This is a genomic window from Neokomagataea thailandica NBRC 106555 (assembly GCF_001598495.1).
Taxonomy (GTDB): Bacteria; Pseudomonadota; Alphaproteobacteria; order Acetobacterales; family Acetobacteraceae; genus Gluconobacter; species Gluconobacter thailandicus_A.
Genome location: NZ_BCZB01000010.1, coordinates 56,048 through 69,635 on the forward strand (window position 1 = coordinate 56,048; position 13,588 = coordinate 69,635).

Here is a 13,588-nt window from a genome sequence, read left to right on the forward strand (position 1 = left end):
GTTCGAGTCCTGTCGTGTCTATCATCGTCAAAAAAAGCGTGGCCTTATCAACCCAGCACAGAGAGATCCGTCAACCGCCGATGTTCCTCCATCGCAAAACGATCGGTCATTCCAGCAATATAATCGGCCACCAAACGGCGAAGTTGCTTATCATCAGCAGCCTCGGCCCGGTCCCGCCACGGATCAGGTAAGAGCCTTGGCTCATCTGTTAAGGTTTCAAAAATCTCCGCTACAGCAATCCGTGCTTTACGCGCCATGCGGTTCACGCGCCAGTGGCGATAAAGCCGCGCATATAAAAATGTCCGGATCGCTTTATTTTTTTCCCATATTTCGGGACTGAAGGCGACGACTGCCTTCGGCGCATGACGAATATCATCTGCTGATTGGGGGTTCAACACTTCCAAATTCCGGCGCGTTTGCTCCGTCAAATCCGTAGCCAGCGCATTAATCACCAAACGAACCGTCTCATGCCGCGCACGCTGCGCCTGATCTTGCTTCCCACGCCCCGTTTCACGCTCTAAAGCCCGTGATTTTTCCAGCGCTTCGCCTACAATCGGCAAGTCTTCAATATCTTCAAATGTCAAAAGTCCAGCTCGCAAACCATCATCCAAATCATGGCCGTGATAGGCAATATCATCCGCTAATGCCGCAACCTGTGCTTCTGCCGATGCAAAACTCTGCAAATCCAGGTGATGAATAGCATCATACTCCGCCATATACGGCGTAGGTTTCAAAACTGGGCCATTATGCTTGGCCAGCCCCTCCAACGTTTCCCACGTCAAGTTCAGGCCATCAAACGTATGGTAGCGTGCTTCCAATTTGGTCACGAGACGCAAAGACTGTGTGTTATGGTCAAACCCACCCCAATCTTGCATCACTTTCGAGAGGCCATCTTCCCCCGCATGGCCAAAAGGCGTGTGCCCCAAATCATGCGCCAGCGCCAAGGCTTCCGTCAGATCCTCATTTAATCCCAAACTCCGCGCAATAGAGCGCGCAATCTGCGCGACTTCTAAAGAATGGGTCAGGCGGGTACGGAAAAAATCACCCTCATGATTGATAAAGACCTGCGTTTTGTATTGCAGCGTCCGAAATCCCGTCGAATGCACAACCCGGTCACGGTCGCGCTGCCAAGGGGAACGTGTTGCGCCTTCATCTTCTGCAAATAAACGCCCACGCGCGCCACGGTCTTGAACAGCATAAATGGCCGGCATCTTGTCTTCATCCTTGCCTTGAGCAACCCAACTGAACCGGCTGGGTCTCTGTCAGGGACAACCCTGGCGATCCCATTTTACGCTCCATACGGCATGACGCAACTCCAGCTCTTGGTCTCTACGCATTCCATCGCCATATGGGAGTGTGCTACTCCTCAATCCACCACACGGAACGGACCAGCCGGAACGGATATCCTCCACATGTCTGACATACCCAATTTTTCCATCTCTGCCAGCGCCGCAGCCCGTATTTGCGAAATCATTGCCGCCCAACCAGACCCGCAGGGCCTTGCGCTACGCGTTGCGGTCTTGGCTGGCGGCTGCAATGGCTTCCAATACCAATTCAAGCTCGACACCACACAAAATGCCGATGATCACCGCCTCACCCGAGACGGTGCTGACGTTATTGTCGATGAAACCAGCCTTGACCTCCTCGAAGGCGCTGAACTCGACTTTATTGACAAACTCATGGGCGCTCACTTTACCGTCACCAATCCCAATGCAGCATCCTCTTGCGGATGTGGCACCAGCTTTTCATTGGCATAAATCCTGTGAGCAATACCCCGCTGCGCTTCGCGACTTGGAACATCAACTCTATCCGAGCACGTGCCCATCTGGTCCATGATTGGCTAGACCGTAACCCGGACTGCACCCTCCTCGCCCTCCAAGAAATTAAGTGCGAAGAACACCAGTTCCCCACGTCATTTGCCGAGGCTGGCTTCCACGTCGCGATATTGGGGCAGAAAGCCTATAACGGCGTGGCAATCATTTCCCGCCGCCCACTCACTGTCACCATGACGGGCCTCCCCGGCGTTACGGACCCTTCGTCTCGTTATATTGAGATCGAGTGTGATGGCTTCACCCTAGGCAACCTCTACCTCCCGAACGGAAATTCCGGCGGCGAAGAAGGCTACGCACGCAAACTGGCCTTTTTTGACGGGCTGACAGAGCGCGCACGCACGCTACTAAGCACGCATACATGCTTTGCGTTCATCGGGGACTATAATGTCTGTCCAACCGATGAAGACCTTGCCCCCAAAGCCCTCTCCGCAAGTGATGCACTCGTCCGTCCAGAGACACGCGCTGCATTCCGCCGCCTGCTCTGGACAGGCTTAACCGATGGCTTACGCGCTCTGCATCCAACCGGGCCATATTATACTTTCTGGGATTATCAATCCGCTGCATTCCAGCGCAATTCTGGCCTGCGCATTGACCACGCTCTCCTATCCCCCCGCGCGGCAGAGCGCCTCACGAGCATCACCATTGACCGCGATGAACGCGCTCGTGAAAAATGTTCAGACCACGTGCCCGTCATCATCGAACTTGCGGCGTAAACAGCCTAAAATCGGCGCTTATGCCAATGCATTCACGCCGCATTATCATGACAGCACAGACGCCGCCAATAAAGTCACCTCCCCCCTCCGTGAAGATTTAGGCCCCTCACGTTATACAGCGCTGGCTACGCAATGGCGGGATTCAGGCACAGATATCATTGGCGGCTTCTGCGGTATTGGCCCAGATTATATTCACGCCCTTGCTGCATATTTCAGACGATAACACCGCTTCAGCACAGCATTACACTCAACGCACCCGGCGCATTGAAACAAAGCGCAACTGTGAACTGGGCAATCACAAGCTTCCGCCCGAGACATTCTTTGTCATTTAAAAATATTTTAAACTTCCGCTAAACGAAATCGTAATTGATAATTATTCGCATAAAAGGATGAGGCGCCCCACCGGCCTCAAAACATACCCATGCGCTTACGCCTTGCCCTCCTCCTCGGGTCGTTCCTCTGCACGCCAATCATAAAAGCGAGTCCCCCATCAGCAACCGCACCGCAATCCCCTGAACAGCATAGAGCCGAAAAAATTACTGTTCACGGCGTCCGCTCTTCCCTACTCGCCACAAGCACCAGCTCCGCAACCAAAACACACACACCGCTTGAACTTACAGCGCAAAATGTGACCGTCATCACACAAGCCCGCTTATCCCTGCTCAACAGCCGCTCCCTATCTGAAGCCATCCGCTACTCTGCAGGCGTGTCTGATTATGGCTCCAAAGATGACCCGCGCGGTTATTTCGGAACCATTCGTGGTTTCAGCCCGGATATTTATCTAGATGGCACCCGCACACCCAATGCCGCAACATCCCAATCTCTGGCGATTGAACCTTGGGGCCTTGAAGAAATAGATGTTTTACGCGGCGCAACAGCCGCCCTCTATGGCTCCGGGCAACTCGGCGGTATTATCAATGCCGTCAGCAAACGCCCTCGCCTTGATCAGAAAAACACAATCGCTATACAAACCGGCTCTTACGGGCGTATTCAAGGCGCCGCAGATCTCGGCGGCAGCCTGAATAAAGAGCATACCCTGCTCTGGCGCTTTAATGGCCTGATCCGTAAATCCGATACATACGCCAAACATATTCTCAATAACGAAATCTTTGTGGCTCCCTCTCTGCGATGGGCCCCAAACCACAATACAGACATCACCCTTCTCTCAAGTTTTGAACAACTTGACGCTGGGTCAACCGCTCAATTCTTACCCGCACAAGGAACCCTTCTCCCTAGCCGTTGGGGGCAGATTTCACGCAGCATGCTCAGCAGCGATGCTGCTTATGACGTATACTCCAAACGTCAAGCAACCATCGGCTATAGCGTGCATCATGAATTCGCGCCCGGCTGGTCCATCAATCAGAACATGCGTTACGCGCATCTAGACTTGCTCTATCGCTTTGTCACCACAAACGCGCTCACAGCAGATCAGCGCAGCATCACACGCCAAGCCCTTCTGCAATCCGGCAATTACAACACCGTCACCCTCGACACCCGCACAGAGGGCCACGTTTCCACAGGCCCCATACATCATGACCTGCTCTTGGGTGTTGATTTCCGCAGTGACTTCACAGCCCTACGCCGTGGCCAACGTGCAGCTCCCAATCTTGACCTTTATACGCCTGTCTATCGCAGCATCACATGGCCGACCTATGCCAGCCGCACCAATACGAACGCGACAGGTACGCAAACGGGCCTTTATGCCCAAGATCAACTCAATTGGCAGAATTTTTACCTTACGGTTTCCGGCAGAGAAGACTTCACGCAGAGCCTAACCGTCGATAATAACGCGACCAAAAATGGCCGTACGGCACAAAAGAACAACGCCTTCACAGGCCGCGCAAGCCTGCTCTACCGTACACCATTCGGTCTATCGCCCTACGCGGCATACTCCACGTCATTCCAGCCCCAAATCGGAGTTACACGCCTCAATACAGCCTTCGTGCCAACCCGTGGCCGCCAAATCGAAGCCGGTATAAAATACGCCACCCCATCCAACGCACGCTGGGGCAATCTCTTAATCACAGCCGATGTCTTTAACCTCGTTGAGAAAAACGAGTTGATGTCTGACCCCATGGATTCCACCTATAGCATCCAAGTCGGGCAGCAGCGGTCCCGTGGCTTAGAGTTGGAAGCCATGGGCCGCCTCCCGGGCGCTGTTGACATTATCGCGTCCTTCACGACCCAAGCGACAACCATCACGCATTCCAGCATCGCCGCACAAATTGGCCAGCGCCCGGTTGCTGTACCGGCCCATATGGCTTCCCTCTTCGCGAAACGTGATGTCCAACTCACACCCAACTGGCGCGCAGGGCTTGGCAGTGGCTTCCGCTATACAGGCAATACCGCAGGCTCTCTGCCCGCTACCTTCAACGTACCCAGCCAACTCGTCTGGGATCTAGAAGCCCATGCCGATTATCAAAATTATCGTATCCAATTAAACGGAACGAACTTGGCGAACCGTAAATACGTCGCGATGTGCACACGCTCCGTTGCCTGCGCATGGGCACCGGGACGGTCCATGTTTGTCACACTCTCTGCGGGTTTTTAATTCTTAGAAAAACTCTCCCAAACCCTACAAGCCTCACTCTATCGAGTGGGGCTTTCAGCATTTCTAGAGAAGAGTGCGTGATTTTCTAAATCTCTATGCTGTGAATATCCTACACCACCCCCAAAAACTCATAATTCCACCAAAATAAGCCGTCATCTTCGGAACATGACAAGCATCACTTCCTAAAAAGTAATCGAACCCGTAATGTTATGATTATGCCTCACTATGGAATCGTGCCATGCAAAGCAAAATTGAAGGAACAACCCTTCCCGTCCTGAGTATCAGGCTTGATCCCGGTGAGCGTCTTTTTGCTGAAACCGGCGAGCTCTCATGGAAAACGCCCAATATTTCTTTGCGCACCACTACATCCGGCGCCGGGAATAGCGGTTTTTTCGGAGCAATTTCTCGCGCCATTGCAGGCGGGGGCTTATTCATGACCGAGTTTTTCTCCGAAGGTGGCCCCGGCATGGTATCTTTCGCAGCAAAAATTCCAGGCCAAATTGTGGAACATACCGTTGATAGTACAACCAGCTATATGGTCCACCGCCACGGTTACATGGCCAGCACAGATGGCGTGACACTAGACCTCGGCTTTCAACGCAAATTAGGCGCTGGTATTTTCGGGGGTGATGGCTTCCGCCTCCAACGCATTTCTGGCTATGGCCAATTCTGGACCATGCTCGGCGGAGAAATCATCCCTGTAGACCTCGGACCGGGAGAACAGTTGGACGTTCACCCCGGGCATGTCGGCATGTTTGAAGAACGCGTGAACTTCGACATCACCATGCTCCCCGGTATTCGCAACAAAATTTTTGGTGGCGATGGCTTCTTCATGGCACGCCTCACCGGCCCCGGCCGCGTATGGCTACAAACACTCACCATGCCTAACCTGGCCCACGCACTCGCCCCCTATATGGGCGTAGAAACCGCAACAGATGCCGCCGAAGCAGGCGGCGTGGCAGGAGCAGCCTCTCTCATCGGTCGCATGTTCGAATAACTCTCACAACAAAAAAGCGCGGCTCCATTCGGAACCGCGCTCTCCAAAAACACCTTTAGCCCAATCCTACTTAGACAGAGCGGGCTTCGGCTTTGGCAAATCCAAAGCAAGGTGCAGTTCTTTCAAGCGCGCAGGCTCAACCGGCGCAGGCGCTTCCATCATCAGGTCTTCACCGCTCTGATTCAGAGGGAACAAGATCACTTCACGAATGTTCGGCTCATCGGCCAACAACATGACAATACGATCCACACCCGGCGCAGCACCACCATGCGGCGGCGCACCATAGCGGAACGCATTCAACATACCGCCAAAACGTTCTTCTACAACTTCGGGGCCATAACCTGCGATTTCAAACGCACGCAGCATGACTTCCGGCAAATGGTTACGGATAGCGCCAGAAGACAATTCCACACCATTACACACAATATCATACTGATATGCGTTAATCGTCAGCGGATCCTGCGTATTCAACGCATCAAGCCCACCTTGGGGCATGGAGAATGGGTTATGAGAGAAATCAACCTTACCCGTCTCTTCGTTCAGTTCGAACATTGGGAAGTCCACAACCCAGCAGAAGCGGAACGCATTCTTCTCAATCAGGTCAAGTTCAGTCGCAACCTTGGTGCGCACAACACCAGAGAATTTCGCAACCTCATCGCCCTTACCCGCGGCAAAGAAGACTGCATCGCCAGCCTTCAGACCACAAATCTCACGGATCTTCTCAAGACGATCTGCCTCAAGGTTTTTAGCAATCGGGCCCTTACCACCATTCTCTTCGAAAATGACATAGCCCAGACCACCGGCACCGTTCTCACGCGCCCATGAGTTCAGCTTATCAAAGAACCCACGCGGACGATCCCCCGCACCCGGCGCCGGAATTGCGCGGATTTGACCGCCAGAAGCCGCAATCTTTGCAAACAGACCAAAGCCAGACTCAGCAAAAGCTTCGGTCACATCTTTCAAGATAAGTGGGTTACGCAGGTCAGGCTTATCGGAGCCATAATCGCGCATTGCATCTTTATACGGAATACGCGGGAACGCACCATCCGTAATCTTCCAACCTTCTGGCGTAAACTCTTCAAACAGCCCTGCCAAAACAGGTTCCAACACGCCGAACACATCTTCCTGCGTGGCAAAAGCCATCTCAAAATCGAGCTGGTAAAATTCACCCGGACTACGGTCCGCACGCGATGCTTCATCGCGGAAACACGGCGCAATCTGGAAGTAACGGTCAAAACCCGCCACCATCGCCAACTGCTTAAACTGCTGCGGCGCTTGCGGCAGTGCATAGAACTTACCCGGATGCAGACGTGCTGGCACCAAGAAGTCACGCGCACCTTCAGGGGAAGACGCCGTCAAAATAGGCGTCTGGAATTCCGTAAAACCCTGATCATTCATACGCTGACGCATGCTCGCAATAACCTTGCTGCGCAGCATGATGTTACGGTGCATCTTCTCACGACGCAGATCTACGTAACGATATTTCAAGCGCATTTCTTCAGGATAGTTTTCCTGACCTGTCACTTGGAAGGGCAGTACTGCCGCACTAGAGCGCACTTCAATATCTTCCGCGCGCACTTCAATATCACCCGTGGGCAGATGTTCGTTGCGCTGACCATCTTCGCGCAGCACAACCTGCCCCGTCACGGTAATGACACTCTCAACACGCAGACGCTCTACTTTTTCCAGCAAGCCAGACGGCACCACAATCTGCGTCATGCCAAAATGATCACGCAAATCAATGAAGAGCAGACCACCATGATCGCGCTTACTATGCATCCAGCCAGACAGGCGAACAGTCTGCCCCGCATCTACGGCTCTCAGAGCACGACAATCATGAGTACGATAAGGATGCATGACAGACCTCACTAAACGTAACAACAACAGCCGACACAGGTCAGCACAAAAGAATTGAGCGCAGGAAGCCGAGTAGCAGGCTGAATGTCAAGCATAGGAGCGCTTTGAAACGCACATACCCACCGTTTCCGCACCAAACGACACATCAATTTCAGGGCTCTTCGTTCAAAAATGCCTCAAGATCAACAGCAGCCCGGGCCAATTCTGCCGCATACCCCGCACCAGCTACCGCAACAGCTTTCCCTCCTTGCATATAAGTAGCCAAAAAGTGAAAGCCGCGAATGTCGCCCTTTAAACGCACAGAATCAAACGCCTCCCCCCATCCTAGCACTTCAATTTTTTTACCAAATTGCTGCGTCCAAAACCACGGCATCGGTAAACGACTGGTTTTTCCCATCATGGATAAAGCGGCCTGCCGCCCCTGCGCCTGTGCATGCCGCCAATGCTCAATCCGATAAACTTTCTCTCCATACCGCGTGGCCGACACGTCCCCCGCCGCATACACACCCGGCGCCGCCTGCATCCGTTCATCAACAATAATCGCGCCCTCATCATCGCGCTCCAGCCCCATTACAGGCTCAGACGCAGGAACAACCCCAGCACCAAAGAGAATAAATGCCGCTGGCAGACGCATCCCATCGCTTAACTCCACCCCTTCAGCACGCTGTTCACCGTAGATCTTGACCGCATGTGCATCAGAGACAAACGCCACCCCATTTTCTTCATGCAACTGCCGCAATCTTATGCCAATTTCCCGTCCTAAATGACGCTCCAATGGGATGTTAGTCGGCGTAACAACCGTCACGCCAACCCCACGTTGCCGCAATAACGACGCCACCTCCAGCCCGACAAAACCAGCCCCAATAATTGTTACAGCATGATCATCTTGCACACGCGCAGCAATCACCTCAGCATCATGTTCACGATGTAAGGCAAATACTCCCTCCAAGTGATCTCCTGGTATGTTTAAAGCACGCGGAACTGAACCCGTGGCAATCAAGACATGGTCCCCAAAGAGTTCAACATCATTCGTGAGTGTTGCCATTTTAGTCATAGGGTCAAAAGACCGTAAACATGCATGAACGATATGAATATCATGCACCTGATAATAATTTTCATCGCGCAAAGCCGGTGCACGAGCTGAAGATCCATCCCCTAATAAAACCGTTTTACTCAGCGCAGTACGGTCATAAGGCAAATCTTTTTCCTCCGTGACCATCGTAATGGTCCCGGCAAACCCTTCTTGCCGCAAGGTCACCGCAGCCGTAACGCCTGCGGCACCCGCTCCCAAAATCAGAACATGCTCATTCTGCTGTTTGGCCTCAGGTACACTCCGCTTATGCGGCACCTCTCCAACCCATACCCGGCCGTCACGCAGCTCAACGGGAAAAGACTGCAAAGAATCCAGCGCTACCGGCTCCTTCAGTGAACCGTCAGCCACGTCAAAAACAGCTTTATGCCAGGGACAAACAATCACCCCTGCCCCCTCCGCCGTATGACAAAAAGCCCCCTGCTCCATCGGGGCATCTTTATGCGGACAGCGCCCGGCTAACGCGTAAACCGCCTCCCCGTCACGCACCAAAACCACGCTGCGTCCACCCACAGAAAAGGAGCGTATCTTTCCGCTCTCCAGCTCATCCAACGCCACAACATCATGAAGCTTCATAGCCTGAATCCCTGAACCTGACATGAGCGGCGCTCCTCCGATACACAAGCAATAAGCTCTTTTAACACAGTATATCTGACACAAGATGAACACAAAAAAAGCCGTCCAGTTCACTCCCGGACGGCTTCCAAAACGTTCAAATCACACGGTTAAAAACTATCGTCAAAATCATTGCCGCCGAAACCACCACCGCCAAAGTCCGAATCTGAGAAGCCACCACCGGCATCTGTTCCTGACCCCGCGAACGGATCTTGCCCAGCATCACCATAATTGTTGTTAATGATGGTTTCACCGCCGCCAAAGCCACCCTCTTGGCCCCAGCCACCTTCATGATGATGCTCACTGAACAAACCTTCCAGTGCATCAGCCGCCATCATACCACCCGCAACGCCAGCAGCCGTTGTCAACGCGGAACCGAGAAAGCCAGAGCCACCACGTTGAAACATACCCTGCTGATAACCTGGCGGATAACCATATTGCGGTTGAGGCGGCATTTGTGGTGCTTGCGCCCCCCAACCTGGAGGTGGTGCTGCATTTTGCTGCCGCGCACCGCCACCAAACAGCCCGCCAAACAACCCGCCACCCGCATTACCACGCTGCTGCTGCGCCTGTGCGAGTTGTGACTGCGCTTGCTGCAATTGGAACTCCAATTGACGTATACGGTTCTGCGCTTGCGCCAAGGCCGCTTCTTGCACCACAGCCATCTGCGTCACACGGTATCGCGCTTCTGGGTAACGCTGGAAGTTATCGGCGATAAACCGATCAGCTTCCGGATCCACCGGCGGCAATGCTGGTGCCTGCTGTTGGCCAAAAGAGCCAAACGCCCCCCCTTGCTGCCCCTGCGCCCCACCGCCAACACGCGCGATAAAGCGGGAAATTAGCTCGCGTTCTTCGTTGTTCATCGTCTCAGCCCTTCCAGACGAGAAGTGGTTATATCCTGAAAATATGATGCACTCCTAACGTCACGGCAAGGGCTCAAAAAAACTCCAATAAATCACAGTATATAAAGACTATTTTTCAGATAAATATAGGACCATAAAAGTCCATAATCATGAATTATCCCTCAAAATGAATGCAGTAAATTTAAAAAATGAAAATTTACCCCTATATATTTGTAAATTTTGAAATAAAAACTTTACAAATATATCAAAAATACCTTTAAAAAGTCTGAAACACCCTCGCAAAGGACATAAAAACCTGATCTCCGCTCTACCACAGTCCTTCCGAGCACTCATGACCGCCCTTTGGCGGCCAATCCTGCTCGCATGTATTGTGCTTGGGTTGGGCGGACAATTAACCCTACAAAGCCACGCCCTCCCAGATGAGGCACCCCGCATAACCCTCGAACGCCTCACAGGCCTTCATATTGGCCCCGCAGCGCAAGCCATGGACGCGCACTGCACAGCTATGATGCAGATGCGGACAGACCATACGCCCGAGCATGCCCATCATCACGGCATACCATGCCCGTTATGCCCTTTGCTGCACCTGCCAGTGATCATTCTGGGCCTCGCAATCATTGCGCTCCTCATCGCGCGGCTACGCCTTCCCACACGTTACACGCCACATCCTTCACATCTCATACCGGCCCAGCGTGCGAGCTTCTTACCGCCCTCAACAGGACCTCCAACCTTCGCCTGAAACTCCGTTTTTCATGCTTTAGATGCGCCTCAAAAACCCATTTCCTGACAGCGAAGTACGGGATCACGAACGCGCATCCATCGCCACCGATAGTGTTTCACCGAAGGCCCTTTCATGTTCATTCCAACATCACGCCGTCTTTCCAGACTGGCGCTGCTCGCATGCGGCTGCGCATTTACACTCCTTCACACCCCGTTACACGCGGCTGACCGCCCAGAAATCATCACCGTAAATGGCATCCGACAGCACAATACATCGGCAGACACCACAAAACTGCTACATAATAGCCTTGGGTTCAGCGCCTATTCAGCCGGCGGCATTTCCTCTCTTCCCGTTTTGAACGGCATGGCGGATGACCGGGTCGCAACCTTTGTGGATGGTATGCGCCTGTCAGCAGGCTGCCCGAACCATATGAACCCGGCCATGTCTTATATCGACCCGGATTCCGTATCCTCAGCCGTTGCCACCGCAGGCATAACCTCCGTCAGTGACGGCGGAGACAGCACTGGCGGTACCATCACCATTACACGAAAACCGCCGGTTTTTTCAAAAAACGCCAAGCTCCTCATCACGGGAGAAGCACGCGGCACCTATCGCAGCAACGGTGGCGCATCGGGCGCATCAGGCTCTCTCACCATTGCCAATGACTGGCTAAGCCTGCGCTACACTGGCTCTTACGCCCATGCCAGTGACTACCATGCGGGTGGCGCGGACCAGCGCGTACGGTCAACAAATTATTTAACCTATAACCACGCCGTTACCCTAGGCATACAACACGAGGCACAACTCTTCACCCTCACCGCAGGGCAACAAGACACGCCTTATGAAGGCTTTCCCAACCAATATATGGACCTTACCAATAACCGATCGACCTTTGTTAATGGGAAATACACCAACACCTTCCATTGGGGCACATTAGAGGCGAGCGGTTTTTGGCAGCGCGTCTCTCACGCCATGAATATGCTCTCGGATAAGGGCGGACACAGCGCGACCCGCGGGATGCCAATGAACACGGACGGACGGACAGCAGGCTACACACTAAAAACCACCATCAACCTTTCCTCCCAGCAAGCCCTTGGCCTCGGCAGTTCCTTCGAGCATAGCGGCCTCAATGATTGGTGGCCCGCCATTCCAAGCAGCATGATGATGGGCCCCAACACATTCCATAATATCAATAATGGACACCGTAACCACCTCGGACATTATGCGCAGTGGCACGCAGGTTGGACACCACGCCTCTCCACAGAACTCGGCCTCCGCAGCGACATCATCATGATGAATACAGGCCCCGTCACGCCCTATTCATGGACTGGCATGATGAGCATGGCAGACGCCATGGCAGCAAAACACTTCAACACCTCATCCCGCGGACGGACCGATTATAATTTTGACGTCACAGCCCTCACCCATTGGGATGCAACCGATATCTTCTCCATAGAAGGCGGCTACGCACGCAAAACCCGCTCCCCCAATCTTTATGAGCGTTATGCATGGGGCCGCGGCATTATGGCGATGAAGATGGTCGGTTGGTTCGGCGACGGGAATGGCTATGTCGGCAATCCAAACCTCACCCCAGAGATCGCTCATACCGTCAGTACGACACTCCACTGGCATGACAAAAGCAACAAACGTTGGAGTGTCCAGATACAGCCTTACTACACGTATACGCATCACTACATAAACGTCATGCCTCTTGCCACACTCGCAAATGGTCGCCGCACACTCGCCTTCGCGAACCACAATGCCCAAAGTTACGGCATCAATAGCAACGCCTTCATCCAACTCTGGAACACAACACATTACGGAAAGGCCGTGCTCCATACGCATCTCAACTGGGTACGCGGGCAAGACCTCATCACCCATACAGGTCTATACCAACAAATGCCGACTAACGGCTCCGTACGCTTCCAAGAAACCTACGGCGCATGGAGCGGCTATACCGAACTCACACTCGTCAAAAAGAAAAGTACGGTCGACCTCCTACGAAACGAACCTCACACACCAGGATATGCCCTGTTCGATTTAGGTAGTGCCTACCACTGGCGCGCCTTTACACTTGAAGGCAGCATCGAAAATCTGATGAACCAGCATTATTTCCTCCCCCTCGGCGGCCTATCTTTAGGGGATTACCGCAGCACAGGCATCCTCTCGCCACTTCCCGGCCTAGGGCGTTCTTTCAATCTCAGTCTGAGCGCTAAGTTTTAAGGAACATTTTTCAATACATTCAAGATCATGCAAGACGTACATTCATTCTCGCAAATCTGAATGCATCTATTGGCGGGCACCTTTTGACGCGGCATTTTTCTGCCCGTCATGAACATCACCCACTGC

At 53.1% G+C, this 13,588-nt stretch carries 11 protein-coding genes; 7 read left to right on the forward strand and 4 right to left on the reverse strand.

Features of this window, described 5'->3' with window-relative positions:
* Positions 1-47: 47 nt before the first annotated feature.
* Positions 48-1,211 carry a deoxyguanosinetriphosphate triphosphohydrolase gene (locus NTH01S_RS04855; protein ID WP_068170297.1) on the reverse strand — a complete coding sequence of 388 codons (1,164 nt, stop codon included), beginning with the start codon at positions 1,209-1,211 and terminating at the stop codon, positions 48-50.
* A 201-nt stretch (positions 1,212-1,412) separates the two neighbouring features.
* On the opposite strand from NTH01S_RS04855, the gene NTH01S_RS04860 reads away from it, so the two are divergent.
* The 5 genes from NTH01S_RS04860 to NTH01S_RS04880 all read left to right on the forward strand — a co-directional run bounded on the left by NTH01S_RS04860 (position 1,413) and on the right by NTH01S_RS04880 (position 6,093).
* Entirely contained in the window at positions 1,413-1,757 is a 345-nt protein-coding gene (locus NTH01S_RS04860) for a HesB/IscA family protein (protein ID WP_068170298.1), read from the forward strand.
* The gene (locus NTH01S_RS04865; protein WP_084366999.1) at positions 1,730-2,545 is read left to right on the forward strand and encodes an exodeoxyribonuclease III; all 816 of its coding nucleotides are present in this window, start codon (positions 1,730-1,732) and stop codon (positions 2,543-2,545) included. The genes NTH01S_RS04860 and NTH01S_RS04865 overlap by 28 nt, the downstream gene beginning before the upstream one ends.
* The gene (locus NTH01S_RS04870; RefSeq protein WP_068170301.1) at positions 2,535-2,768 is read left to right on the forward strand and encodes a homocysteine S-methyltransferase family protein; all 234 of its coding nucleotides are present in this window, start codon (positions 2,535-2,537) and stop codon (positions 2,766-2,768) included. The genes NTH01S_RS04865 and NTH01S_RS04870 overlap by 11 nt, the downstream gene beginning before the upstream one ends.
* 198 nt (positions 2,769-2,966) lie before the next feature.
* Positions 2,967-5,096, forward strand: a complete 2,130-nt coding sequence (locus NTH01S_RS04875; protein WP_084367003.1) for a TonB-dependent siderophore receptor — start codon at positions 2,967-2,969, stop codon at positions 5,094-5,096.
* Between the two features lie 238 nt (positions 5,097-5,334).
* On the forward strand, positions 5,335-6,093 hold the full coding sequence (locus tag NTH01S_RS04880; protein ID WP_068170303.1) for an AIM24 family protein: 759 nt from the start codon (positions 5,335-5,337) through the stop codon (positions 6,091-6,093).
* A gap of 66 nt (positions 6,094-6,159) precedes the next feature.
* Here NTH01S_RS04880 and aspS read toward each other — a convergent pair whose 3' ends face one another.
* The 3 genes from aspS to NTH01S_RS04895 form a co-directional block, all read right to left on the reverse strand.
* A complete protein-coding gene (gene aspS, locus NTH01S_RS04885; protein ID WP_068170306.1) occupies positions 6,160-7,950 on the reverse strand; it encodes an aspartate--tRNA ligase in 1,791 nt (596 codons plus the stop codon).
* 151 nt (positions 7,951-8,101) lie between these two features.
* Positions 8,102-9,640: an FAD-dependent oxidoreductase gene (locus NTH01S_RS04890; RefSeq protein WP_245642186.1), complete on the reverse strand. Its 1,539-nt coding sequence runs from the start codon at positions 9,638-9,640 to the stop codon at positions 8,102-8,104.
* 125 nt (positions 9,641-9,765) lie between these two features.
* Positions 9,766-10,518, reverse strand: a complete 753-nt coding sequence (locus tag NTH01S_RS04895) for a DUF2076 domain-containing protein (RefSeq protein WP_068170309.1) — start codon at positions 10,516-10,518, stop codon at positions 9,766-9,768.
* A 331-nt stretch (positions 10,519-10,849) separates the two neighbouring features.
* On the opposite strand from NTH01S_RS04895, the gene NTH01S_RS04900 reads away from it, so the two are divergent.
* Together NTH01S_RS04900 and NTH01S_RS04905 are read left to right on the forward strand one after the other, a co-directional pair.
* Positions 10,850-11,257 carry a hypothetical protein gene (locus NTH01S_RS04900; protein ID WP_068170311.1) on the forward strand — a complete coding sequence of 136 codons (408 nt, stop codon included), beginning with the start codon at positions 10,850-10,852 and terminating at the stop codon, positions 11,255-11,257.
* Positions 11,258-11,371: 114 nt separating this feature from the next.
* Positions 11,372-13,462 carry a TonB-dependent receptor gene (locus tag NTH01S_RS04905; RefSeq protein WP_068170314.1) on the forward strand — a complete coding sequence of 697 codons (2,091 nt, stop codon included), beginning with the start codon at positions 11,372-11,374 and terminating at the stop codon, positions 13,460-13,462.
* The last annotated feature ends 126 nt before the right edge of the window (positions 13,463-13,588 follow it).

Bases quoted from the DNA above. Each gene is read 5' to 3' on its own strand.
- aspS (WP_068170306.1), bottom strand. From the start codon at position 7,950: ATGCATCCTTATCGTACTCATGATTGTCGTGCTCTGAGAGCCGTAGAT.
- NTH01S_RS04865 (WP_084366999.1), top strand. From the start codon at position 1,730: ATGTGGCACCAGCTTTTCATTGGCATAAATCCTGTGAGCAATACCCCG.
- NTH01S_RS04860 (WP_068170298.1), top strand. From the start codon at position 1,413: ATGTCTGACATACCCAATTTTTCCATCTCTGCCAGCGCCGCAGCCCGT.
- NTH01S_RS04880 (WP_068170303.1), top strand. From the start codon at position 5,335: ATGCAAAGCAAAATTGAAGGAACAACCCTTCCCGTCCTGAGTATCAGG.
- NTH01S_RS04905 (WP_068170314.1), top strand. From the start codon at position 11,372: ATGTTCATTCCAACATCACGCCGTCTTTCCAGACTGGCGCTGCTCGCA.
- NTH01S_RS04895 (WP_068170309.1), bottom strand. From the start codon at position 10,518: ATGAACAACGAAGAACGCGAGCTAATTTCCCGCTTTATCGCGCGTGTT.
- NTH01S_RS04890 (WP_245642186.1), bottom strand. From the start codon at position 9,640: ATGTCAGGTTCAGGGATTCAGGCTATGAAGCTTCATGATGTTGTGGCG.
- NTH01S_RS04875 (WP_084367003.1), top strand. From the start codon at position 2,967: ATGCGCTTACGCCTTGCCCTCCTCCTCGGGTCGTTCCTCTGCACGCCA.
- NTH01S_RS04855 (WP_068170297.1), bottom strand. From the start codon at position 1,211: ATGCCGGCCATTTATGCTGTTCAAGACCGTGGCGCGCGTGGGCGTTTA.
- NTH01S_RS04900 (WP_068170311.1), top strand. From the start codon at position 10,850: ATGACCGCCCTTTGGCGGCCAATCCTGCTCGCATGTATTGTGCTTGGG.